20 protein-coding genes are annotated in these 23,934 nt (G+C 57.8%); 11 read left to right on the top strand and 9 right to left on the bottom strand.

What is annotated here, in order from left to right; translation table 11 throughout:
* The first annotated feature begins 142 nt into the window (after window positions 1-142).
* Window positions 143-565 carry a nucleoside-diphosphate kinase gene (gene ndk, locus IMCC21224_RS12015; protein ID WP_047995558.1) on the top strand — a complete coding sequence of 141 codons (423 nt, stop codon included), beginning with the start codon at window positions 143-145 and terminating at the stop codon, window positions 563-565.
* A gap of 34 nt (window positions 566-599) precedes the next feature.
* On the opposite strand, the gene IMCC21224_RS12010 is transcribed toward ndk, so the two are convergent.
* The 3 genes from IMCC21224_RS12010 to IMCC21224_RS12000 form a co-directional block, all read right to left on the bottom strand.
* Window positions 600-968: a TfoX/Sxy family protein gene (locus tag IMCC21224_RS12010; RefSeq protein WP_047995557.1), complete on the bottom strand. Its 369-nt coding sequence runs from the start codon at window positions 966-968 to the stop codon at window positions 600-602.
* 147 nt (window positions 969-1,115) lie between these two features.
* On the bottom strand, window positions 1,116-2,297 hold the full coding sequence (locus tag IMCC21224_RS12005) for a pyridoxal phosphate-dependent aminotransferase (RefSeq protein WP_047995556.1): 1,182 nt from the start codon (window positions 2,295-2,297) through the stop codon (window positions 1,116-1,118).
* A 156-nt stretch (window positions 2,298-2,453) separates the two neighbouring features.
* Window positions 2,454-2,795: an MmcQ/YjbR family DNA-binding protein gene (locus tag IMCC21224_RS12000; RefSeq protein WP_047997080.1), complete on the bottom strand. Its 342-nt coding sequence runs from the start codon at window positions 2,793-2,795 to the stop codon at window positions 2,454-2,456.
* A gap of 121 nt (window positions 2,796-2,916) precedes the next feature.
* On the opposite strand from IMCC21224_RS12000, the gene IMCC21224_RS11995 reads away from it, so the two are divergent.
* From IMCC21224_RS11995 to IMCC21224_RS11980, 4 genes are all read left to right on the top strand, one after another.
* Window positions 2,917-3,297: a VOC family protein gene (locus IMCC21224_RS11995; protein WP_047995555.1), complete on the top strand. Its 381-nt coding sequence runs from the start codon at window positions 2,917-2,919 to the stop codon at window positions 3,295-3,297.
* 315 nt (window positions 3,298-3,612) lie between these two features.
* Window positions 3,613-4,974: a cysteine--tRNA ligase gene (cysS, locus tag IMCC21224_RS11990; RefSeq protein ID WP_047995554.1), complete on the top strand. Its 1,362-nt coding sequence runs from the start codon at window positions 3,613-3,615 to the stop codon at window positions 4,972-4,974.
* A gap of 133 nt (window positions 4,975-5,107) precedes the next feature.
* Window positions 5,108-6,724, top strand: coding sequence for a citramalate synthase (gene cimA / locus IMCC21224_RS11985; RefSeq protein ID WP_047995553.1), 1,617 nt, complete (start codon window positions 5,108-5,110; stop codon window positions 6,722-6,724).
* 176 nt (window positions 6,725-6,900) lie between these two features.
* Window positions 6,901-7,668: a squalene/phytoene synthase family protein gene (locus IMCC21224_RS11980; RefSeq protein WP_047995552.1), complete on the top strand. Its 768-nt coding sequence runs from the start codon at window positions 6,901-6,903 to the stop codon at window positions 7,666-7,668.
* Between the two features lie 61 nt (window positions 7,669-7,729).
* Here the strand turns inward: IMCC21224_RS11980 and IMCC21224_RS11975 are convergent, their stop codons facing one another.
* Window positions 7,730-8,941 carry an MFS transporter gene (locus IMCC21224_RS11975; protein ID WP_047995551.1) on the bottom strand — a complete coding sequence of 404 codons (1,212 nt, stop codon included), beginning with the start codon at window positions 8,939-8,941 and terminating at the stop codon, window positions 7,730-7,732.
* Window positions 8,942-9,053: 112 nt separating this feature from the next.
* On the opposite strand from IMCC21224_RS11975, the gene IMCC21224_RS11970 reads away from it, so the two are divergent.
* The 6 genes from IMCC21224_RS11970 to IMCC21224_RS11945 all read left to right on the top strand — a co-directional run bounded on the left by IMCC21224_RS11970 (window position 9,054) and on the right by IMCC21224_RS11945 (window position 13,897).
* Entirely contained in the window at window positions 9,054-9,869 is an 816-nt protein-coding gene (locus tag IMCC21224_RS11970; RefSeq protein WP_082135194.1) for a precorrin-6A/cobalt-precorrin-6A reductase, read from the top strand.
* A complete protein-coding gene (locus IMCC21224_RS11965) occupies window positions 9,851-10,516 on the top strand; it encodes a DNA-3-methyladenine glycosylase (protein ID WP_231582068.1) in 666 nt (221 codons plus the stop codon). The genes IMCC21224_RS11970 and IMCC21224_RS11965 overlap by 19 nt, the downstream gene beginning before the upstream one ends.
* Window positions 10,513-11,178, top strand: coding sequence for an alpha/beta hydrolase (locus IMCC21224_RS11960; RefSeq protein WP_047995550.1), 666 nt, complete (start codon window positions 10,513-10,515; stop codon window positions 11,176-11,178). Before IMCC21224_RS11965 ends, IMCC21224_RS11960 begins: the two co-directional genes overlap by 4 nt.
* Before the next feature lie 312 nt (window positions 11,179-11,490).
* Entirely contained in the window at window positions 11,491-11,919 is a 429-nt protein-coding gene (locus IMCC21224_RS11955) for a hypothetical protein (protein ID WP_047995549.1), read from the top strand.
* A gap of 78 nt (window positions 11,920-11,997) precedes the next feature.
* Window positions 11,998-13,119, top strand: a complete 1,122-nt coding sequence (locus IMCC21224_RS11950; protein WP_047995548.1) for a radical SAM protein — start codon at window positions 11,998-12,000, stop codon at window positions 13,117-13,119.
* 193 nt (window positions 13,120-13,312) lie between these two features.
* Window positions 13,313-13,897 carry an HNH endonuclease gene (locus IMCC21224_RS11945; RefSeq protein ID WP_047995547.1) on the top strand — a complete coding sequence of 195 codons (585 nt, stop codon included), beginning with the start codon at window positions 13,313-13,315 and terminating at the stop codon, window positions 13,895-13,897.
* Window positions 13,898-13,996: 99 nt separating this feature from the next.
* Here the strand turns inward: IMCC21224_RS11945 and IMCC21224_RS11940 are convergent, their stop codons facing one another.
* The 5 genes from IMCC21224_RS11940 to IMCC21224_RS11920 all read right to left on the bottom strand — a co-directional run bounded on the left by IMCC21224_RS11940 (window position 13,997) and on the right by IMCC21224_RS11920 (window position 23,933).
* Window positions 13,997-17,287, bottom strand: coding sequence for a DEAD/DEAH box helicase (locus IMCC21224_RS11940; RefSeq protein ID WP_047997077.1), 3,291 nt, complete (start codon window positions 17,285-17,287; stop codon window positions 13,997-13,999).
* Window position 17,288: 1 nt separating this feature from the next.
* The gene (locus IMCC21224_RS11935) at window positions 17,289-18,161 is read right to left on the bottom strand and encodes a hypothetical protein (protein ID WP_047997076.1); all 873 of its coding nucleotides are present in this window, start codon (window positions 18,159-18,161) and stop codon (window positions 17,289-17,291) included.
* A 234-nt stretch (window positions 18,162-18,395) separates the two neighbouring features.
* Entirely contained in the window at window positions 18,396-21,791 is a 3,396-nt protein-coding gene (locus IMCC21224_RS11930; protein ID WP_047995546.1) for a DEAD/DEAH box helicase family protein, read from the bottom strand.
* A complete protein-coding gene (locus IMCC21224_RS11925; RefSeq protein WP_047995545.1) occupies window positions 21,788-23,089 on the bottom strand; it encodes a hypothetical protein in 1,302 nt (433 codons plus the stop codon). Before IMCC21224_RS11925 ends, IMCC21224_RS11930 begins: the two co-directional genes overlap by 4 nt.
* A gap of 337 nt (window positions 23,090-23,426) precedes the next feature.
* Window positions 23,427-23,933 carry a hypothetical protein gene (locus IMCC21224_RS11920; RefSeq protein ID WP_047995544.1) on the bottom strand — a complete coding sequence of 169 codons (507 nt, stop codon included), beginning with the start codon at window positions 23,931-23,933 and terminating at the stop codon, window positions 23,427-23,429.
* Between the last annotated feature and the right edge of the window lies 1 nt (window position 23,934).

Genomic DNA, 23,934 nt, shown 5'->3' with positions numbered 1-23,934 from the left:
CGTGGGGTTAATGCAGGGCGCAACATCTGTTTAGAACCGCGCGTCACAACCCTTTCCAAGCGCAGGGGCGCATGGTATCGCAGCGCCAATTGTAAACACGCCGGGCCAAATGTCCCGGTTCGCGACATATGGAGCACGACACATGGTCACCGAACGCACGCTGAGCATTATCAAGCCAGACGCCACCAAGCGGAACCTGACTGGCAAGATCAATGCCAAATTCGAAGAGGCGGGTCTGCGGATCGTGGCGCAAAAGCGCATCCAGCTGACAAAAGCGCAGGCCGGCGAATTCTACAAGGTCCACGCCGAGCGTCCGTTCTACGACGAGCTGTGCGAATTCATGGCATCCGAGCCGGTTGTTGTTCAGGTTCTCGAAGGCGAATCCGCAATCACCAAGAACCGTGAAGTCATGGGCGCCACCAACCCCGCCGATGCGGCGGCTGGTACTGTGCGCGCAGAATTTGCGGAATCGGTTGGCGAAAACTCGGTCCACGGTTCGGACGCCCCCGAAACCGCCGCCGAAGAGATCGCGTATTTCTTCTCGGGTCTCGAACTGGTCGGCTAAACCCGGCCCGCTATTTCAGCGATATATTCGGGGTCTATCGACGTTTTCGGTCGATCACCCCAATGGCATCAAGGGCCGCTTCGAAATCGGAGCGGCCCTTTTCGTCGGTGCCCGCCACCTCAACCCTGAGCGCGTCGAACTGAACCCGCAGCGCAGCCTTTTCGTCGCCCTTGCAATCGTTCCAGGGCCGCCCCTGAAGCGACATATGCAGAAGGTAGTAGGGGATGAAATGCGGCTGTGATCCATTCAGCAGCAGCCGTCGATAGGCCTCGTGTGCGCCGATATCGCGCAACATCTCGGCGCAGTCGACACCGGCGCGCGTCAATGACGCCTCAAACGCGGGGCCGATGTTGCGGATCGTTGAAGTGGGTGTCTTTGCCACGGCGTACCCCGTAAAATGCATGCACCACCAACTTTAGGGCAGCTTGCCCGCTTGGGTAAAGTGCGTGTTTGTGATCAAGGCGTCTGGCGCGTAACATTTCGCAGACCACATTTTTACGGGCGGCCTGCGACGCCCGGGTGAGCGGGTGAACCCTGCATCTGCGCCGGGTCAGCGTGCTGTGGCGCGTTCGGCGGCAAATTCGCACAAGGTTCCCAGCGCCTGTGCCAATGCGTCATCAGCTACGGTCAGTGCCACTCGGACATGACCTGCCGCTGACGCGCCAAAGCTTTCACCCGGCATCACCGCGATATGATGGGTATCCAGCAGGGCATTGGCAAAGCTTTCGCCGCTTAGCGCGGTGGCGCGGATGTCCAGCATCACATACATCGCGCCTTGCGACGGGATCTGGCCGACAACGGACTGCGCGCCAAGGATCTGTTGCGCCAGCATGCGGCGGCGGCGAAACGGGGCGGCGACAGCCTCTTCCAGCGTCGAACCTTGTTCCAGCGCAAACAGGGCGGCGTCCTGAATATATCCCGGCACGCCGTAGGTCGTATTGGTGGCAAGGTCGATCAGCGGGGTAATCACTGCTTCGGGTGCGACGATCCATCCCAGACGGCTGCCGGTCATGGCGTGGCTTTTGGACATCGATCCGATGACCAGCGTGCGCTCGGCCATTCTCGGTAGCGCGCGGGGCGAGATGTGGCTGCCGTCCCAGACCTGGGTGTCATACACCTCGTCCGAGATCAGCCAAAGATCGTGATCGCGGACAACCGTCGCAATGTCGTCCAGCGTTTCACGGGGATAAACTGTGCCGGTCGGGTTGTTCGGTGTGTTGATAAGCAGCGACGCAGCCCCGATGGCGGCCAGCGCGAGGGCATCGCGCTGCGGCAGGAAACGATCGCGTGCCCGTGTGGTGATCGCCTGCGGTATCGCCCCGGCGGCGCGGATCGAGCCGGGATAGGTGGCATAAAACGGATCGACAAAAAGTGCCGTATCGCCCGCAGAGCAGGCCGCGACATGGGCCGCAAACAGCGCCGCCTGTCCGCCTGGTGTGATCAGCACGTTGTCGCGGTTGGTGGCCACTCCGGTCTGCCGGGTCAGGCGCGTGGCGACAGCGTCGCGCAAGGCGTTCGTACCCGGCACCGCAGCATAGCCGGTATGCCCGTTCAACGCCGATGCATGCATTGCGTTCAGGATCGCGGGGTCGGTACGGATATCATGTTCGCCGATGGTCAGTTCGGTCACATCAATCCCCGCGGCGATCATCGCGCGCGCGCGGTTGAACACGTCCCACCCGTCAGAACCACCGCCGTTGATTGATGTGATGCGAGTGGACAATACGGGCATGGTGAAACCTTTCAGATAGAGAGTTGGAGCAGCATTTTTCCGACGATGCGCGAGCGGTCGGACCCGGTTGATGCCCGTTGCCGTCTCTGTGCCAGACCCGGCCCGGCAGGGAAAGAGGGAAGGGACGCGCCCCGCGCCGCTCAGGCGAAGCGTGGGTCAGATCGGATCAAGCGCGGCCTGCAGTTTTTTCGGCAGACCTGCCCGGATCAGCCGGTACGAGGTGGTCAGACGGTCCTGCAATTCCTGTGGCGGCGCATCGAACGGCACCAGCACCCAGGAGCGGTGGAAATATGGCGCACGGGTCGCACGGTCCATATCGATCAGCAGGGCGGCATCTTCGATTGACTGCGTCTTGACCGAAACGCCGTTCTGAACGGTCCCGATACAGGCGAACACCTTGCCGCCGACCTTCCACACGTCGTGCCCTTCGCCCCAGGGGGCAGACCATTGCGCACCGGGAAAACCTTGGCAGAGATCGTTGGCAAGCTTGCACGTCATGGCCTGCAGCATCGCCTGAGTTTCCGGCGCGATCTACTCACTTCTTGATCTCAAGTGCACTTGAGGATGTACGCTGAGTCGCATCGCAATATCGGGGCAGGATTCAGGAAAGGAAATCGCCATGTCGGCACAACTGGAACACGTAAATATCGCGGTCGCGGACCCCAGGATCACAGCAGAGATTTTGACGCGGCTCTTTGACTGGACCGTCCGCTGGGAAGGGGCCGCGATGGGCGACGGCTATTCGGTACATGTGGGGGCAGGGCAGGGGTATGTCGCGCTCTATCGTCCCGGCACACAAATGCAAAAGGCCGAACCGCGCTATCGCCGCTTTGGCTCTCTGAACCACATTGGCGTCACGGTGGACGATCTGGGGGCTGCCGAAGCGCGGGTGCAGGCCGAGGGTTATGTCCCACACAGCCACGCAGACTATGAACCCGGCAAGCGGTTCTATTTCGACGGCCCGGACGGAGTGGAATACGAAGTGGTGAGCTATGGTTGAAACGCGCCATTGATACATGGGTGGCCGGTTCTGATCCTGAGCCCGGCGACCGCGTTCCGGGCAGCGCTCTGCGAGTGACCGGACAATTGAGCCAACCCTGTGCGTCCATCTACCTTGGGTCCGCTGTGAACCCGAAACGCTATGGCGACGCTCCTTGCTTGCGCAACGCGTGTCCGCTGTGCTATGCCCGCGCCATGAACGGATCGGCGATCATTCCCTGCATTATTCCCTGCTGAATTCAGGCGGGCCGGTCCTCTATTTCCATACCGAGATGACGTTGCCCGCCCCGCTGCGACCCCCTGCGAGGACGGACCTATGGACATCTTTCTGACCAACACCGCCACCCGGAAAAAAGAGCGTTTTACGCCTTTGGATGCCGACAACGTGCGGATGTATGTTTGCGGACCGACGGTCTATGATCGCGCCCATCTGGGCAATGCCCGCCCTGCCATTGTGTTTGACGTTCTGGCGCGGCTGTTACGGCATGTCTATGGCACGGATCATGTGACCTACGTGCGCAACTTTACCGATGTGGATGACAAGATCAACGCGCGGGCGGCTGCGGCCGGGCGCTCGATCGGTGACATCACCGACGAGACCATCGGCTGGTATCTTGACGATATGGCGGCGGTCGGCGTGCAGGAACCGGACCATATGCCCCGTGCGACGCAGTATATCCCGCAGATGGTGGCGATGATCGCAGGATTGATCGACAGCGGCCACGCCTATGCCGCCGAAGGGCACGTGCTGTTCGCGGTGGACAGCTACAAAAACTATGGCGCGCTGTCGGGGCGTTCGGTTGATGACATGATCGCAGGGGCCCGGGTTGAGGTAGCGCCCTATAAACGCAATCCGATGGATTTTGTCCTGTGGAAGCCATCATCCGCAGATATTCCGGGGTGGGACAGCCCGTGGGGACGCGGGCGACCGGGGTGGCATATCGAATGCTCGGCCATGGCGCTGGAATTGCTGGGCGAGAGTTTTGATATCCACGGTGGTGGCAACGACCTGATGTTTCCGCACCATGAGAACGAGATCGCGCAATCGTGCTGCGCGCATCCTGACGGTGCCTTTGCCAAAGTCTGGCTGCACAACGAGATGTTGCAGGTCGAGGGCAAGAAGATGTCCAAGAGCCTCGGCAACTTCTTTACCGTGCGCGATCTGCTGGATCAGGGTGTGCCAGGCGAGGTGATCCGCTTTGTCATGCTGTCGACGCACTACCGCAAGCCGATGGACTGGACCGAGAAGAAGCGGGAAGAGGCAGAGAAGACGCTGCGCAAGTGGCGTGGGTTGGTTGCGGGTATCGAGGCGGGGCCTGTTCCAACGGCGGTGCTGTCCGCATTGGTCGATGATCTGAACACCTCTGGCGCGTTGGCGGAATTGCACCGGCTCGCGGCGAACGGTGAGGCGGCGGCACTAAAGGCCGGGGCGGAGCTGTTGGGTCTTCTGGACGATGATCTGGGCGGCTGGGACGATACCCAGGTGGATCTGTCAAAATGGACCGAACGTTTGATCACAGTTCGCGCTGCAGCCATGCAAAGCAAGGATTTTTCAGAACTGGATCGGCTGAAGACGGCGCTGACTGGCGCTGGGATTGAAGTGAGAATGTCCAAGACCGGGGTGGAACTGGTGCCTGCCGCAGGCTTTGACCCGGCCAGACTGGAGGATCTTACGTGAGCGCGCAGAGGGATCCGGGTTTGACCGTTGTTTTTGGTGCCGCATACTGGTGCGCACGGCGATGCCGGAGTGAGGGGCCAGCCCCTCACACTCCCCGGCGTATTTGGGAAGAGAAGAAGCAGGGGGTGGTGTGATGGGGAAAGAGCGGCTCTATCTGTATGATACCACTTTGCGCGACGGGCAGCAGACGCAGGGGGTGCAGTTTTCAACGGCCGAGAAGCTACGGATTGCGGCGGCGCTGGATGCTTTGGGGGTGGACTACATCGAGGGTGGGTGGCCGGGGGCCAACCCGACGGATTCGGCATTTTTTGATGAGGTTGGGGTGACGCGGGCGCGGTTGACGGCCTTTGGCATGACCAAGCGGGCGGGGCGGTCGGCTGAGAATGACGATGTTCTGGCGGCGGTGATGAATGCGGGTACCGGGGCGGTCTGTCTGGTCGGCAAGACGCATGAGTTTCATGTCACCACGGCGCTGGGCATCACGCTGGATGAGAACCTTGAGAATATCAGCGCGTCGGTGGCGCATCTGGTGGCGGGCGGGCGTGAGGCTTTGTTCGACGCCGAACATTTCTTTGACGGTTACCGTTCCAATCCGGGCTATGCGCTGGACTGTCTGCGGGCGGCGCTGGAGGCCGGGGCGCGCTGGATCGTGCTGTGCGACACCAATGGCGGCACGCTGCCTGCGGATGTGGGGCGGATCACGGCTGAGGTTATCTTGGCGGGCGTGCCGGGCGACCGGCTGGGTATTCATACCCATAACGACACCGAAATGGCGATTGCCTGCACGCTGGCTGCTGTCGATGCCGGTGTGCGGCAGGTACAGGGTACGCTGAATGGGCTGGGAGAGCGGTGCGGCAATGCCAACCTTACGGCCCTGATCCCGACGTTGCTATTGAAAGCACCATATTCCGAGCAATTCGAGACCGGGGTGACGCTGGAGGCGCTGGAGGGGCTGACCAAGGTGAGCCGGATGCTGGACGAGGTGCTGAACCGGGTGCCGATGAAGCAGGCGGCCTATGTCGGTGCGTCGGCCTTTGCCCATAAGGCCGGGCTGCATGCGTCGGCGATCCTCAAGGATCCGACGACTTATGAGCATGTGGTGCCCGCCGTTGTCGGCAACCGCCGGGTGGTGCCGATGTCAAACCAGGCGGGTCAGAGCAATCTGCGCCGACGGCTGGCCGAGGCGGGGCTTGAGGTTGAAAACGGTGATCCGGCGCTGGGCCGCATACTGGATCTGGTCAAAGCGCGCGAGGCCGAGGGCTATTCCTACGACACCGCCGAGGCGTCGTTTGAATTGCTGGCGCGGGCTGAGTTGGGCGTGCTGCCCGAGTTCTTTGAGGTCAAACGCTACCGCGTCACCGTCGAGCGGCGCAAGAACAAGCAGGACCGGATGGTGTCGCTGTCCGAAGCTGTGGTTGTGGTCAAGGTGGACGGGGTCAAGACCCTGTCGGTGAGCGAGTCAATGGACGAAACCGGCTGCGACCGCGGCCCGGTCAACGCGCTGTCCCGCGCGCTGGCCAAGGATTTGGGGCGCTATCAGGCACTGATCGAAGATATGCGTCTGGTCGATTTCAAGGTGCGGATCACGCAAGGCGGCACCGAGGCGGTCACGCGGGTCATCATCGACAGTGAGGATGCACAGGGACGGCGCTGGTCGACTGTCGGCGTGTCAGCCAACATCGTTGACGCCTCGTTCGAGGCGCTGCTGGACGCGGTGCGCTGGAAACTGATCCGGGAATGCGCGGCGTGACACCGGACGACCCTGTTCTGCGGCTGTTTTCCGGCCTGGAGCGTGAGGGGCAAAAATGTGCTTCGGATGTGCGCTGGGCGTTGGTTCGGCCTGCATAGCCTGTGTGAATTCCGAACAGGATGACGTCGATCACCGGTGTGGTTGCTGATCCGATGCAAACGCGTTAGCTGCGCGGCATGGAATTTGACGACGATCTCAAGGCATGTGCGGCGCTGGTGCAGCGCGGCGATCCGGACCGGTTTGCGGCGGTGATGGCCGCGCCGGTGGCGGCGCGGCTGGTGCTTTTCCCGATCTACGCCTTTAACGTTGAGGTGGCGCGCGCGCCATGGGTGACCCAGGAAAGCATGATCGCCGAGATGCGGCTGCAATGGTGGCGCGATGCGCTGGACGAGATTCGGGCAGGTGGGTCGGTGCGGCGGCACGAAGTGGTGACTCTGCTGGCGCGGGTGATTGATGCCGAAAGCGCTGGCCTGCTGGCTTCGCTGGTCGAGGCGCGGCGCTGGGACATCTACCGCGATCCCTTTGAGGATGCAGGGCATTTCCAGCGTTACATCGACGCAACGGGCGGCAGTTTGATGGCTGTGGCGGCGCGGTCCCTCGGGGCGACGACAGCGACGGCGGCTCGCGATCTGGGATACGCGACCGGGATGGCCAGCTATCTGCGCGCCGTGCCCGCGCTTGAGGCGAAAGGCCGGGTGCCTCTTGTCGATGGCCGCGAACCTGCTGTCCGGGCGCTTGCGATTGATGGATTGGAACGTCTTGTGCAGGCGAACCGGGTGCGGAGCACAATCCCCGCAGCGGCGGCGTTGGCGGCGTGGCTCGCAAAGCCGGTGTTGCGTCTGGCGATGAACGAACCGCAGCGTGTGGCGCAGGGGCGTTTGCACCTTGGTTCAGTGCAATCGCGGCTGCGGCTGATGTGGCAGGCGGCTACAGGGCGCTGGTGACTGGGCGGCTGGTGACTGGGCGGCTGGTGACGGGGCGGCTGGTGACGGGCTGATCCGGCCGCTACCGCGGCGACGCCTGTGCGGGCCGTGTGGCCAGCCAGATCAGCGCACCGCCCGCCAGCGCAAGCGCCGGGGCCATGGCAAGGTTGACTGCGGTCCAGCCCTCTTGCGGTGAGCCGCCCGAGCAGTTCATCAGCCCGCCGCTGGACAACGACGCCAGAGTGACGCCGCCAAACACGATCAGGTCGTTCATGCCCTGCATCCGCCCACGCTCGTGCGGGGCATGTGCCCCGGCCAGCATCGTAGTGGCCCCGATGAAGCCAAAATTCCAACCCAGCCCCAGCAGGACAAGCGCGACATAGAAATTCGCCAGCTCGACACCAGTCAGGGCGACAACTCCGGCGGTGGCAAGGATGACAAGGCCAGTCGCGAGAATCCGCTCCACCCCAAAACGCACGATCAGGTGTCCGGTAAAGAACGACGGGACGAACATCGCCAGTACATGCGCGCTGACCACATCGGCTGCGATGTTTTTGTCAAAACCACAGCCAACGACGGCCAGCGGGGTCGAGGTCATGACCAGATTCATCAGCATATAGGTGACCATGGCGCAGATCACAGCGACCGCGATGCGGGGGGTTGTGATCAGTTCCCACCGGGTGCGGCCACGGGGGGCATCCTTGGCCGGGGGGGCGGGCCGGGGGATGTCGAGAAACAGAAACAGCAGCGATCCCAAAAGGTTGACGCAAATCACCGCCAGATAGGTTCCAACGAACGGGACGACATAGGCATCCGCAGTCAGCTTGACCAGTTGCGGGCCGATGATTGCCGAAACCAGCCCGCCCGCCATGACATAAGAGATCGCCTTGGGCCGGAATTCTTCGGATGCGGTGTCGGCGGCGGCAAAGCGGTAGAACCCCTGCGCTGACATATAGACGCCGGTGAGCAGGCTCCCGAGCAGAAACACTGGGAAGGATGCGATCCACAGCCCGTAGGCCCCGACGGCGCCCCCCAGAGCACCGCCCAAAGCACCAACGACAAAGCCCGCGCGGCGGCCAAACCGCTGCATGAACGCCGAGATCGGCGTCGCAGTCAGCATCGAACCCAGCACGATCAAAGAGATCGGCAAAGTGGCAAAGCAGATGTTTGAGGCCAACGACTGACCCGCAAGCCCGCCAATGGTAAAGATCATCGGCATCTGCGCGCCCAGAAAGGCCTGCGCCATGACAAGGACGATCACGTTGCGCCGGGCTGTGGGGTTCTGATCTGCCATGGCGATTGGGTAGTGCCAAAGCGCGGGCGTCGCAAGGGGGATGTCGGTTGCGTTCTGACGGGTGAATCGGGCGGAGTGAGCGGTGTCTCCTATCCCAAATGCTCGGAAGGAAATGGCGCGGCATTCCTCTTCTGGTGCGCCACATTGGGTGGCGTTGCATGTCTCTGGTTTACCGTGGTCTTTGCGCCGCGCGCGGCGTATCAAACCGGCCATGGCAATTGGGGCGACATCAAAGGTTTTGATCCTGGGCGGATCGGCAGAGGCCCGGATACTGTCGGGGCTGATCCCCGGTGCATCGGTGCGATTGTCGCGAGCCAACCGCCTGACGCACGAGTGTCGTTGTCCTGTTTCGGTCGGTCCGATTACGCCTGAATGGCTTGCGCAGCGGCGCGTGCGCGCGGTGATTGATGCGGCGCATCCGTTTGATCAGGGGGCCAGTTCTGCGCTTTTTCGGGCTGCGGCGGCGTTGGATCTGCCCCGCATCGTGTTGCGACGGCCGGGATGGCAACCTACTCGGCAGGATAGTTGGGTGTATCTGCACGATTCTGCGGCGGCGGCGCGGGTGATCCCACCGGGAGCGCGGGTCTTTGTCACTACCGGGCGCGCGGATCTGCCGGCTTTGCGCACCCTGCGCGCCACACTGCTGGTGCGGGTGCTGGACGCCGATCCGGGGCCGTTCCCACTGCCGCGCGGTCGCTTTGTCAGTGGCACGGGGCCGTTTACACAAATACAAGAGCAGCGGCTGTTGCGCCGTCTGCGGATTGACTGGCTGCTGCTGCGTGACGCGGGCGGGCCGGGCGGCTGGCCCAAACTGGCGGCGGCGCGGGCGCTTGGCCTGCCCGTCGCGCTGATCCGGCGGCCAGCTCCGCCACCGGGGCGGCTGGTGACATCAATCGAGGAGGTGCTGACATGGCTGGCAAAAATATGACCGGAACAGAAACACGCGGTATTGAACGGGTCATTGTCTCGGATGCCTGCGTCGCCGAAGGGGCGGCGTGGCTGGCTGCATCGGAACCCCGCTTTGCCCGCGCGCTTGAGGTCACGGGCCCGCTGCCATTGCGGCTGCGCGATGACGGCTTTGACCAGTTGCTCAGCGCCATTCTCAGCCAACAGGTCAGCGTCGCCAGCGCCCGCGCGATCTGGGCCCGGCTAGAGGCGGCGAATTGTACAACCCCGGACGTGATCCTGGACACCGACGATGAGACCCTGCGCGGTTTGGGGCTGAGCCGGCAAAAGGCCCGCTATGCCCGTGCGCTGGCCGAGGCACGGATTGATTTTGTCGCGCTGCGTGACTGCCCGACGGACGAAGTGATCAAACGCCTGACAGCCGTCACCGGCATCGGCATATGGACGGCGGAAATTTATGCAATGTTCAGCCTTGGGCGGGCGGATGTCTTTGCCCCCGGCGATCTGGCCTTGCAGGAGGGCGCGCGTCTGCTGTTTGATCTGCCCGAGCGGCCCCGCGACCGCGATCTGCGCCAGATGGCCGAGGCCTGGAGCCCTTGGAGATCGGTTGCGGCGCGTACGCTCTGGGCCTACTACCATGTGGAAAAACAACGAGAGGGCATTTCATGACACGGGTTCTTCAGGCTGAACGCAAAGAGCCGGTCTCGGGCGAGATACACTCTTGTGTCGTGTTCCTTCACGGCTATGGCGCCAATGGGGCCGATCTGCTGGGGCTGGCCGATCAGCTGGGCGAGCATCTGCCGGACACGCTGTTTGTGGCACCCGACGCGCCCGAGGATTGCGCCGGATCGCCGATGGGGTTTCAGTGGTTCCCGATCCCCTGGATCGACGGATCGAGCGAAGAAGAGGCCGAAGCAGGTATGCGCACCGCTGCTGCCGATCTGGATGCATTTCTGGATGCGCTGATGGTGGACGAGGATCTGCTACCCGAGCAGGTCGTGCTGTTTGGGTTCTCGCAGGGCACAATGATGTCGCTGCATGTCGCACCGCGGCGCGAGGATCCGGTGGCCGGCATCGTTGCCTTTTCCGGACGTCTGTTGCAGCCAGAGTTGCTGGTTGATGAGGTGGTTTGCCGTCCGCCGGTGCTGCTGGTGCATGGCGACGCGGACGAAGTTGTGCCGGTGCAATCCATGCCGCAGGCTGCCGAGACGTTGCAGGGGGCCGGCTGGAAAGAGGTCTTTGCCCACGTGATGAAGGGCACCGGCCATGGCATCGCGCCAGACGGCTTGTCGGTGGCACTGGCGTTTATGCGCGACAAATGCGGTCTGTAACGCCGGACTGAGACGCGCGGCAGTTTAGCAATGGCTCTGCCGCGTATCTTTTCAAAAGTAACGGTTTCTGCACCCATCCAGATTGAACGCGTGTGCTATTGGCGTGCGGATTTAACGTCCTGACATCTTCGTTGTCTGGGTGGTGAAGGCTGTCGGTATGGGCGAATTTTGGCCGTTCGTATCGTCCCCAAGTTGTGCGACTCAGCGTTTTATGCTTCAGTCCGCAACACGGCGCGGCTTATTTCAGCCTATTTGTGTCGTAATCATTTTTCAAACCGCGACGAATTTTAATCAACATTTAGGAGATTTATCATGACCGAAGAAGAATTTTCCAAACAGGTCGACGCCGTTGAAAAACTTGCCAAGGACAAGGACGCGCAGCTTGATTTAGGCAAGCGTCTGGTCGCAGAGGTGGCAGATGCCATCATGTTGGAACGCAAGGGTGCCGAGATCGACAAGCCAGATTTTGAGATGTCGTTTCAGCAGGGCGAGCGAGTGCCGTCACAACTGCGCGGCCAGATCAAGGTCGACCGCGAGGGCAGGGCGCTTGAGGATGCCACGCTGCAATACCTCAATCTTCGGATCTGGTTTCGGATCTGGTTCCGGCTTTGGGCGCGTATCGTCTGGGGTTTTGAATTCGCGCAAACACCGCTGAACCGGTTCGAAGAGATCTTTGAACGGGTGAATTTCTCGGCTGGTGAGGTCGATCTGATGAAGCGTCTGCGCGGTTTGTCGCGCTGATCCATCCCGTCCCGCGCCGGGCAGGTTCTGGCGCGGGACATCGTATTTCCCCGCAATTCATTTTCAAGGAGGCGCGCTATGACCGCGACGCTGAACCTGATCGTCAAGACCACCCGCAAATGCAACCTGCGCTGTTCGTATTGCCATGACTGGCGGTCCAGAGGTCGTCCCATCAGCTTTGAGGTGCTGGCCCATCTGGTCGCCCGCGCCCTGCAAACGCCCGACCAGCGGCTGGTCAATTTCATCTGGCACGGTGGTGAGCCGCTGCTTTTGGGTATGGATTTTTTTCGCAAGACCATGGCGCTGCAAAAGGAATTTCTGCAACCGGGGCAATATGTGATCAACTCGATCCAGACCAACGGTACCATCCTGACACCGGAATGGTGCGCGTTTCTGCGCAAGCACAAATTCACCCTGGGCATCAGCATCGACGGCCCGCGCGAGATCCACGATATGACCCGCAGCCACGCCGACGGGCGCAGCAGTTTTGATCAGGTCAAGGCGAACATCGCGATGGCGCGGGAGCATGATCTGAACTTTGGCATCCTGATGGTGCTGAACCGGCACACCGGAAAGTTGTCACCAAAGCAGATTTTCGACTTTATTGTCGGTGAGCTGGGGGTGCGGAATTTCTCGTTCCTGCCGGCTGTGCCGGACAACATTCCGGGGCATTACAGCGGCGAGGCGGCGACCACGGATTTCTTTCCCATGGCGCGGTATGAGTCGTTTATGAAGGATATCTTTGATCACTGGTACGCGCTGGACGATCCGACGATCAAAGTGCGCGAACTGGACGGGCTGCTGCGGTCGCTGATGAAGGGCAACCCGCAGGTTTGCACCCTGTCGGGTGGCTGTATCGGCGAAAACTATCATATTGAGCCGGAGGGCGACATTTATCATTGTGACAAATACGTTGGCGACCCCGCCTACCGGCTGGGCAACATCCTGGAAACTGATTTCACCGCGATCCGGCAGGACACGGCCTTTCGCACGCTGATCGCTGATGAGGCCCGGCGGTTGGAGCGGCTGAAATCCTGTCCGAATTACACCACATGCAACGGTGGTTGTCCGCATGACCGCTACATCGCGCAAAAATATGAAACGGGGCACGATGGCAGGTGTTGTGGTCAAAGCAGTCTGATCGACCATATTCGCGCATCCCTGGCCGCAGATTTGCCCGCCGAGCTCGAAAGTGCGTGAACATCCGGGCGGCCGCTTTGGGCCACGTGCCTGTCATATGGGCGTTACCTCGGTCTCGTAATCGTGCACCCGACACAGCATGTTGCGGGGCTTGTCAGGCCTGTTCCGCGAGATATAGTGTCCTTACGCAAGGGCAGGATATCTTGTCCCTGCGGTACTGCAAAGGTCAGTCAGGGCAGGAGATACGTCCTCCATGAACGGTGATTTCAGAACGGTATTTGTGCGGGAACCGGGGGCGCTCAAACAGCACCCGGCGTTGGTGCTGAATGCAGATTACAGGCCGCTGTCGTATTACCCGCTCAGCCTTTGGCCCTGGCAAGAGGCGGTCAAGGCGGCCTTTCTCGACAGGGTGGATATCGTGTCGGAATATGACGAGGTGGTGCGAAGCCCTTCGATGACGCTGCGGATTCCCAGCGTGGTGGTGCTTAAAGATTACGTAAAACCCCAAAAGCGGGTGGCCTTCACGCGCTTTAATCTATTTCTGCGCGACGAATTCCGCTGCCAGTATTGTGGCAGCAAGGGGGATCTGACCTTTGATCACGTTGTGCCGCGCGCGGCGGGTGGGATCACATCTTGGCAGAACGTGGTTGCGGCGTGTTCACCCTGCAATCTGCGCAAAGGCTCCAAGAGCCTGCGCCAATCAGGAATGTCCTTATGCAAACCACCGCGTCCGCCGGCGGCTCAGGAACTGCTGAACATGGGTCGCAAGTTTCCCCCTAACCATTTGCACGACAGCTGGATGGACTACCTTTATTGGGACGCCGAGTTGGAAGCATGATCGGCAAAATAGTCTGACTTGTAAATGCTAAGATAATATTCACAAAAAGCGCGTTCTTGATGGCAGATGTAATGCATCAGATGCACCGAGCGTTGTATTTCATGGGTCCAGAGCACTAAACATTTGGATTGCGATCCCAGTGCGAATGTCATTTTGAACGACTTCAATTGTATCCATCGGACCTGCCGTGAACCGAGGTCTCATATCCTCGCAGGACTTAAATGAGCGCACTCGTGATGGGTCCCTTGCCTCAAGGCGTAGTATCGCCTGATGACGGTCATGGTCCCCTGCCTTGATCATACGTTGAAGCATCGGGACTATCTGCTGTGTTGCTGAATTATCCTCAAGTTCCCGATGTGCTACGATTTGAGCAAAAAGGCCACAAAGAAAGCCGATGTCCGGAAGGATGCGAATTGCAAACCTTCTCGCACGTTGCGCAGTTTTCGACCTGCGTGCCGGTTGTGTGATGTTAACTTCATTCGCTTGAACGAAAGCTAGAACGAAGGCCTCGATCTCGATTAGAGACCGACCTGCACACCACATTGAGGCCATGGTTTTAATGGCTTCCACTACTGGACCAGTAGCCGCTGCAGGGTCGGGATGGTTCTTCCAAGAACGGTTGAAAACCGTATCAAGTGATGCTTTTCGAATGAACAGCGTGAGATCTTTGGGGCTTTTCACCGCACTATCGAGGAGCCAAGATATCCAATCCGTCGTTGTCGTCGCAGCAATTGGAGCAACTGATAAGGCCGCATTCAAACGTTCGATGATTTCTGGGGGGACGCCGTTTCGAACGGCCAGATCCTGCTGCCAGTCTAATACTGGTGGATCAACGAGGCGGGCAGCCGCAGCAGCAAGTGCTCCCCGGCGTGCTTCCAGCCATTCATCGGCTTCATCTTCATTTCTGGCGCGCCGAACGTGAAACCCAAGAGATGATTTGGCAACTCGATCAAATCCCGTGTTGCCATCCTCGGTGACCGCAGTAAGTCTACGTATCATTGCTTGAGTCCGAGGGTCAGTATCCCCATCGATTTCGATTTGGTCGAGCAACATCGCAATTGGGTCAAGAATGGCGTCGCAGGCATCTTGCCCAGAGAAAACGATGGGAAGTGGTGCTTGCAGGGGGTGAAGCCGAACATTTGTCGTATCGACAGGTATCACATAGGCTGGAACCACTATCGCAACACCCGTGGCGGCATAGGCCGCTCGTCCGGCGCGGCCGAGAGCGTTGAGGATTTCGTGTGGCTGCAAGTCAGATCGAGGGTTGCCGCTCGGATCATCAGCGGTGCTTCGATCCGTCCCGGCCAAGATGACGACGTCACACGGTAGATTCAGCCCCTGCGCAATCGTTGATGTTGCAGCAATAACACTGAGGCCTAGATCGGGATCGCTTGTTCGTCCATGGGCTCGAAACACACTTTCTGTTAGGCGCCGCTCTATAGGAAGCAGATCGCCGTGATGAACAGTCGCCCGTTTGTCGGCTGCACTGAAAGCCGCATCGGGAGACCCAATATCGATGAGGATTGCTTCTTGCAAAGCTGCTTGGGTCTCATCCAATGGAATGTTGGCGGTTTCAACAAGACTATTTACCGTCCGTGCCACGCTGGAACATGCCCCTGGATTTTCACAGAAAACAATCACTCGCTTGCCCGCTGCCGCAAAGTCTGAGGCAATTTCCGCAGCTACAACATTTCGGTTTGATTTCAATCGGCCAGCAGGAGTTTGTTTAAGCGGTGGCGTCCGGTCGGTAAGAGGGCGGACGACGAGTTTCTCTGTCCGAGTGGGATGCCATCCGGCAACAAGGGAAAAGAGTCCATACGGACGGGCTGGAACAGTTTCTCGGGCTGTTGCGGTCTCTTTGGCGAGGGCTTCTAAGGAGGCGGCGGAAACTTCACCACGGTCGTATATAACACAGGAGCGAAGCTGCCGAGTAGGTTTCCAGGGGTCGTCGAAGACGTCAACGTTCCGGTTGGTGATTTGTCCAAGCCAATCAGAAATCTCCCGACCATTAGAAACCATAGCTGAAAGCAGGAGCAGATCAGCGTTGGGACGGCGGGCGATGAATGTCATTAGAGCCAGCATAGCATCGACTGCGCGCCCATCAGCTGCAGCCAGGCCGTCGACACCGGACGCTCCGATTAAATGGAACTCGTCAAATACAAGAAGGCCAACCTGATCGAACAATTCGGGTGCCGCACCTAAAAGTGCAAGACATCTCTCAGGTGTCATTACTGATACTGCTGGCAGCCTGTCACCGATATCGTCCAAGTCTAATTCTTCAACGCTGGTTGTCTCCAAGTTGCCAACTTCACCGGAGAGGTCAGTCTCCACCTGGTCAACCAATGCGTGTGTGGGAGCCAAATAAATGACGCTCTCATTTGCACATCTGGTTGCTGCAATTTTTAGCACCGACAAGGTTGTTTTCCCGGACCCGGTTGGAGAGGTCATCACCATCGACCTTCCTCGGTCTAAATAACCAGACCCCACAGCTTTTAGATGGTTTGTCCATAGAAAAGGGCGAGCCCTCGCCTGCGTTTCCAGCCAACTCTGCCATGCCTGAGGATTAGCGCCAGAAGGGGAAGGCGTTGTTATCAACATCGCGCTTCGCACTCCCCCTACCAGTCTGTAAATCAGATTTGCCAAGTGGTAGGGGCCGGCAAAGTTGAAGTGGATGGGTCCAGAGATTTCACCGATTGCGGCATCCTCGGTCGCCAAGGCCAATTCCACAACGCGGTTGAGATGTTGAAGCACAGGGTCTGCCTCCTCGACGCCTGGCTCTCCCTTGCCTATAGCTTCACATGCCAGCAAACGTATTGCATGTGTGCATTCTCGGTAAAGAAGGTCGGTTGCGATCTCACGACTTTCGCCGTCGGAAATGGTGTCTGAATCAAGATCACGTTCAGTTACTTTTTCCAAATCGTTACGTGCAAACTCTCGCACAGTTAAAATTAGAGATCGCCTTACGGCACTTTTTTCACCCTTTGCCTTTAGCCGAACTGCGGCCTCTGCAGCATCCGCAGTGCGTTCGGCAATCAAAAAAAGAAGTGTGCTTGAAAGGGTCGCATCCACCGCATCGCTCGAAAGAAGCGTGGCGTTTTGTCCTCGTCGGTCAGCTGTCTGGGCAATGATCTGATGTGCGCTGGCTGCGACGAAAGCTGCAGCACGGGTTTGATCTGGTTTCAGTCCCAGCACAACATACGCCTCAAAGGTCGCGGCAAGTCTGCGGACACGATCAAGTGTCTGAATCGCCGCCCCATCGTCCTGTGCTTCCACTCGCGCAGTTGCCAGGGCAATATGTGCCTGTGTTAAAAGCTCATCCATGACGGCCGCGTCGAGTCCATCGAGATTTGGTGCGGCCTGCAAGAGGCGTCTGGTGCTATCGTCATACATGTTATTCAGCGGCCTCATCAGTGATGGCTCGGACTCGCCGAGCAATTGCTTCAGCTAAGACACTCAATCCTTGTCGGACATCCGGGAAAGCAAGTATTCCGCCCATGCGAGTTTCCATATTTCCCGGTGCGACACCGCCGAAGCCTTCGAGCAAGTGTGCGAAACCTGCCTCACGTCGAATGTTCTCCCCGGTGGCCACCGATACGCGGAATTGTCTGGTCTCTTCCCATAATGCCGCATCCACAATGGCTTCTGCCTTGTCATCGTCAAGACCAGCTACACGCCTTACGAGTGCAGTTAGGTCGGCAAGAATTTCGTCATCTCGTTCGCCGAGACGAATTGACTTAATTTCTTTCCAAACGCTGCTTGTTATCAAAGATCTGGGTGCAATCGAAGCTTTGTCCTCGCACAGGATGATGCGTTTCAGTGTCTCCCCAATATCATCCATCTCGATGATAAATCCGTCGAAGCCTTTGTCTGCGCTCCTGACATGCGGGGCAGTCAAGTGGCCATTTGGCATCGACAAACGTGCCGCAATCCATGACAAGTATTGAAAGAGAAGGCCGTCACGGTGTTCGACTTGCTTGGCGGCTCGTTTGGTTGCGACACTCTGCTCTTCTTTAGTTCCATCCGTCATTATTAAAAGTAGATCAGGTTTTGGAGCAGTAAGTTTTAAAATTACATTCTGAGCAACCTTTCCACGAGGTGGCCTACGTCTGGGTTCCAATGCCGTAATTACGTTGAGGGCATTCTTCTCTTGAAAAAGATATAAGTATGCGAGCGCCTCTACTAGTTGTTCATTGTGCTCCACCGGAATTGACCATTCTGTCAAGTTACAGTCAGCTGACGGCCTTGGATCGATTTGGATTGGCATGTCGTAGAACTCCATTGAAAATTTGTTTTCAAGAACCCAAACTAAAAAAATAAAAAAGAAATAATTAGATATCTAATTTTGAGCGTAATTCTCTTGGGCTAATTTAATTATGACCGATAAAAGTAGATGAACGTGACTGATGTTATCGAGTGGGCTATTTGAAGGATGTTTGCGACTTCGAGGGGCTGGGCCAAGTGCCTTCGGAGCTGCAGGGACACAGAAAAATAACTTTCTTTACGCTGCCGTTGCTTCATTTAGTGTCCGAACGATGCCAATAATCGCTTTTGCTTGATCTCTATCAAAAATTCCGGAGATGCCCATGTCATCCAGATCGGTGAAGGGGCTTTCGTAAAAAGTTTGAGGTTCAACGATACCACTTTCGGTCAAACTGTTGATTATCAGGTCAAGAAACTCAGTTTGATCCGCGTTGAGTTGGTGTTGTGTGGTGAAGTTGCCAAACGCCCCCTTTGCCGCAGCGCGATCCAGGCCGGTCAATGATCTCAAGAAACGTCCTAAGCCTCCATTGTTCGCAAGGCCTTCTAACGCCGCTTGGTCAGCAATGCCCTCATCAATCAGGATACGGCCCAATTCGTCGAGATCCTGTTTGGTCAACTGCTCACCAAATCTGACCTTGTTTAGCGTGATGTGATTGCGGTGCTCATCAACAAACCGGCGGACTTTCATCTTGAACCGCGCCTTATCCACACCGTCCCCAATATCGGACATCGTGACATCTTCTCCCGCTCCGATTTCATCCTCAAAATCGGTGATCACGATCTTCCGTTTTTTTGGTTGGATCAGTTCCGCCAGATCTCGCAGCCGGCGCCTGATGGTTTCCAACATTTCGATGGTGATATCGTCCCAATAGGCGCCGGTCTGGATTTCCAGGATCAACTCCAATTCCTTGGCGACTAGGGGCACATTGGACAATTCCTCCAGCGCAGAAGCAAATTGAATGATGCGTTGTTGAAGACGACCAAACCCGCCTTCATTTCTCAGCAATTGGAGCTGTGCGTTTAAACAGAGAAGATCAAATTGCTTGGCTGGCAACGTGCCATCGTCAAAAGCCGAGGGGAGCCCCGCAACATTTTCCACAAGCGCCAGTCGGGCTTCAAGATCGAGATCGGACCAACCGTTGGGTTTCTGGAACCTTTCGACGCTCCGGCGCTTAGCCCGCACTATGAAGTTCTCAATAGGCATGCCTCTGACTTCGTCCTGTAGACGCTGTTTGATAGCGGCTACGAACTCTTCATGTTGTTCTTCGTGCTCTTGTGCAGCTTCTATAAGCTCAACGCGGGTGACAAACAGCCTTTCCCCGATCGGCTTTGCCGATGCGCCATCGGTCACGTTGGGGTTCTCATTAAAGAACTCGAGGTTCTGGCAGAAATCAAAGATGACGAACTCACTTTTATCATCACCTGGGCCGAACAAATCTGGGCAAAGTCGCGTGCCTCGACCAGTCATTTGCCAGAACTTCGTTTTTGATCTGACGATCTTAAAAAATACAAGATTGACCACCTCGGGCACGTCGATGCCTGTATCAAGCATGTCGACCGAAACGGCGATATGAGGCGCCTTTTCCTTTTCGGAAAAGGCATCAATCAGAGACTGCGCATAGCTGACGCTGTAGTCGATCAACTTTGCGAATTCGCCTTTGTAGTGCGGATAGTTGGCATTGAACCTCTCAACGATAAACTGGGCGTGTTTGCTGCCTTTCGCAAATATGATTGTCTTGCCCAGGCGGTCTCCACCCGCAACTTTGACGCCGTTGCGCATCAAGTGCTCCAGAACTTTGTCGACCGTATTGATGTTGAACAACCACTTGTTCAGTTCCGCGCTCTCCACCCGATCGGGAACGGTGCCATCTTCATCCCACTCAATTGCGTCCCATTCCTCTTTTTCGTCATCCGACAGGTGGTCATAATCAATGCCATCCCGCTGGAACTTTAGTGGCACAGAAATCGTCTTGGGCGGGACGAGGAAGCCATCGCTGACAGCATCATCAAGGTCATAGGAATCCGTCGGCACGCCCTTTTCGAGGCCGAAGAGAGAATAGGTATCTTTATCTATCTCGTCGCGTGGTGTGGCCGTCAACCCGACCAACAGGCTGTCAAAATACTCAAAAATGGCGCGGTATTTACGGTAAACCGACCTGTGCGCCTCGTCTATGACGATCATGTCGAAGTGCCCGGAGCCGAAACGCTTTTCGCCGCCTTTCACTTGCTCAATCAGCCCCATCATCGTGGGGTAAGTCGACAGGCAGACACGGGCGCCGGAATAGTCGTTTTTCTTTGGGTCGTGGCGCTCCAACAGGTTGGCACTCGGGGTTGCACCCAAATGCGTTTTGAAGGCCCCATGCGCCTGTTTCACCAGCGCGATCCGATCTGCGAGAAATAACACGCGTTTGACCCGGTTGGCGCGCATCAACTGATCGATCAACGCGATCACAGTGCGGGTTTTGCCGCTGCCTGTGGCCATAACCAACAACGCCTTGCGCTGCGCATGTCTCTCGAAGGCTTCGCCCACGCGGCGGATGGCGCGCTGTTGGTAGAACCTGCCTGCAATATCTTCGTCAATCTCGACATCGCCAAGGCGTTTCACATTGCCGCGCCGTTGATGCAGTAGTTCAAGCTCATCTTTCTTGAGGAAACCCGACACAGGGCGCGGAGGGTATTGCGCGTCGTCCCACAGCCAATGCTCATAACCGTTAGTGGTAAACATGACAGGGCGGCGGCCAAACTGGGCCTCAAGGCAGTCAGCATAGAGCTTGGCCTGTTGCTGGCCGGTGCGGCTGTCTTTTTTGGTGCGTTTGGCTTCGATAACGGCCAGGGGTTTGCCGTCTTCGCCCCAGAGCACATAATCAACAATACCCTCGCCGCTTTGGTTGGGCATTCCGGTGACGAGGAACTCGCGGTCGCGGGGTTGATCGAGGGGCCAGCCCGCTTCGTTCAGCAACAGGTCGATAAAAGCGTCGCGCGTGGTGGCTTCGTCATAGTCGTGATCGTCTGGAACGGCTTGGTTGGCGCGGCGGGCCTCGGCGACCTCGGAGCGCAGACGGGCCAGTTCCTCTTCCAGCGCCTTGCGGCCGTCCTCGGAGGCTTTGCGGGCCTCCTCGGCCTCTTCGGCGCGTTTGTTGGCGGCTTTGACGTCACCCTCGACCTTTTGGATTTGCGCAACCGTGCTGGCCGAGATGGTGAGGGACTTTTCCAGCTTGGCAATGTCGAAAGATAACGCGGGATCGGGCTTGGGACCAGTGGCATATGTGCGGGCGATCCAGTAGCAGACATGGAATAGTTCGCGCACTGTGGCGGCGGCGTCTTGCGGGGTCAGGGGCTTGCCGCTGTCGTGGGCGGCGCGGTTGCCCTGATCCTTGATATATTTCGCTTTGGTGGTGATGGCGGGGCCCGTGAGTTCGGTCAGGCTGGGTTCGGCGATTAAGGCCGCCAAGGTTTGATCGTAAGGGTTCCGCAACACCGGATCACGACGATAAAGCCATTTGAGCGCGGTTTCCAATGTCAGCCGCGACCAGAAGCACGCGCCGCGCGGATCGGACAAGGCCAGCTTTTCCGCTTTTTCAGCGTGCTGCTTCAACTCGGGGAAATCGGCTTCGAGGAATGCGAATTGGGTCAAGTGGAAGCACCCTCCAAGTTGAAACTATGTTGAGATGCAGCAGCCTCACCTTGTTCAAAGAGCTTAATCAGATCTTCCTTTTTCATTCCGCCCTTTGTCATGACATCACGCAGCGCAGTCATAAAGCTCTCGTCCTTTAAGTCTTCGATGGCAATATCTTTATAGATCACGGAAACGTCCGGACCATCCAGCTTCACAATACGATTAAAAAGGATATCTGCCTCGACTATAATGCCGGCGCGCAATTCTTCTTCTGTCGTCCCCCCTATACGTCTCCCAAATCTGGCAGGTGGATTTGCTTTCCAACGTTCAAGAAATTCTGCGATAAACGATTCTCTGAACTGCTCGCGTGCCTCCTCAAGGCGTGACCCGAGAGCTTCCTGATAAGCTGCTATGATCGCCTTGAAGCGCTCGATTTGGAGATCGAAAGAGGCGCGGTCTTTCCTTAGAATGATGCGGCCGCGTTTGGCCATTACATGTGTGAGAGCTTTCTGAATCTCATCACGTTCTTTTTGAAGAAACTTTTCGTCCACACTCAACTTTTCAGTTTTTTCACCGATTGTGATTTCTACGTCCAGCTTGCCAATCCCATCAAGAGGCGTGCCGATCCTTCCGGTAATCCGTTCCTTCAAATCATCACTATCCATTCCGAAAAACTCTTTCGGCAATTCGGCGCGCCTGCGGCTGATTTGATAGCCTTTCGCCTTCAGCTCAACATACTGGACCCGCGTTATAAAAACATTCAGCTTGCGGGTGAGGTCGACAGGAAGCGGCGGCGTGTCTTTTAGGTCTTGCTGCGTGGCTGCAACGCGGGCGGCACTCAGGCTTTCGTTCCCTATTTCGGCTTTCACCGGTTGGCCCTGCACATCGATTCCTGCTGATTTTTCGGCCAACATCTCGGTAACCGCTCCATCCAAATAAATACCGTTTGGCTTGTCGCTGGAGGTAGAACCGGCCTCGATGTTTGACGAAATGGGGGCGTATACCAAAGTGCTATCGTCTGAGATCACAAGGCCGATCCTGATGCCTGCCTGTTCCTGAAGACGGAAGCTCTCTTTTGCTGCTGCTGCACGTATGCTTTCTAACGCGGCAACCTCGCCATATCCCATGCGGTAAACTTCGGGGTCGGCGTCGAGGATAATGGTCATCGCGAGCTTGGGCAGGTCAGACATTCTTTCGGCCAAGGCTTCGGCCACCGCCAGCGAAAAGGCGGGCGCTGCTACGACCAACCTTTGTTCTGCAAACTGGATAAGGTCGATGATTTCCTCATCCGAAGCGGCGGTGAAAGTCTGCGTCATGAAATGCCTTATAGTTTTGAAAAACCGATGAAATATTGGTTTCAGTAAGGGTAGATCGGGTATGGGTTTTTCTCAACCTTTTAGTGAGGTCCGTTCATTGGCCCCTGCGGAGGTTGCGGAATTGGCTGCCAGGGCAAAAGACCTTTGACCGACGGAACCTCGCATACCTCTTTTGAGCCCTTGAATTACTGTTTCCGATTTTAGTCGCGTCCCGAAAACCCGCCGCACGTTTTAGGCAGGTCCAGCTTTTCTGCCTTTTCGGCGTGTTGTTTCAGAGCGGAGCAATCAGGGGTGAGGAAGGAAAATTGGGACATTAAAACAACCTATAAGATTACCACTACCTTAATGCGGGAAAATCTTGGCGAAAGGCTTGTTTTGCCTCTTCCCATTTTTCTTCACCCTCGGGTGTCAGAACCCATTTGCAATTGACGGTATTCAACACGTCGTAACCTGCGTCTTTCAATCCGTCGCACAGCAGCTTTTCCATTGCACCCACTTGATCACGAAGCGGTTTGTGGCGTTCCATCAAGGTATCGCGGTCGCTGCCGTCGTGATCTATTTGAGGGTAGATCGGACCGTGAGCAATGAGGTCGTAACTGGTGCAATCTTCGGGGGTGACGCCATGGGCAATCAGGTTGCGGCGCAGGGCGTTTGAATTGGCCGATGTGCCAAGGTGCTGCCCCATCCGCGTAAAGGGCGCTGCGGCGTGGGGGCTGGAGTTGTCGCCCGTTCTACCAACGTAATGCAGCGGCCCGTTTGGGGCCGCGATCCGCCAGACGTAAAGCCAAAACCCCCGTTGCAGCATCTCCCCCGGCAGGGTGAGGCGGTGGAGCGCGGCAGGCATC

Source organism: Puniceibacterium sp. IMCC21224, from assembly GCF_001038505.1.
Lineage (GTDB): Bacteria > Pseudomonadota > Alphaproteobacteria > Rhodobacterales > Rhodobacteraceae > Puniceibacterium.
The sequence above is the reverse complement of the archived record's forward strand: the minus strand, read 5'-3'. Positions and strand labels throughout refer to the sequence as shown.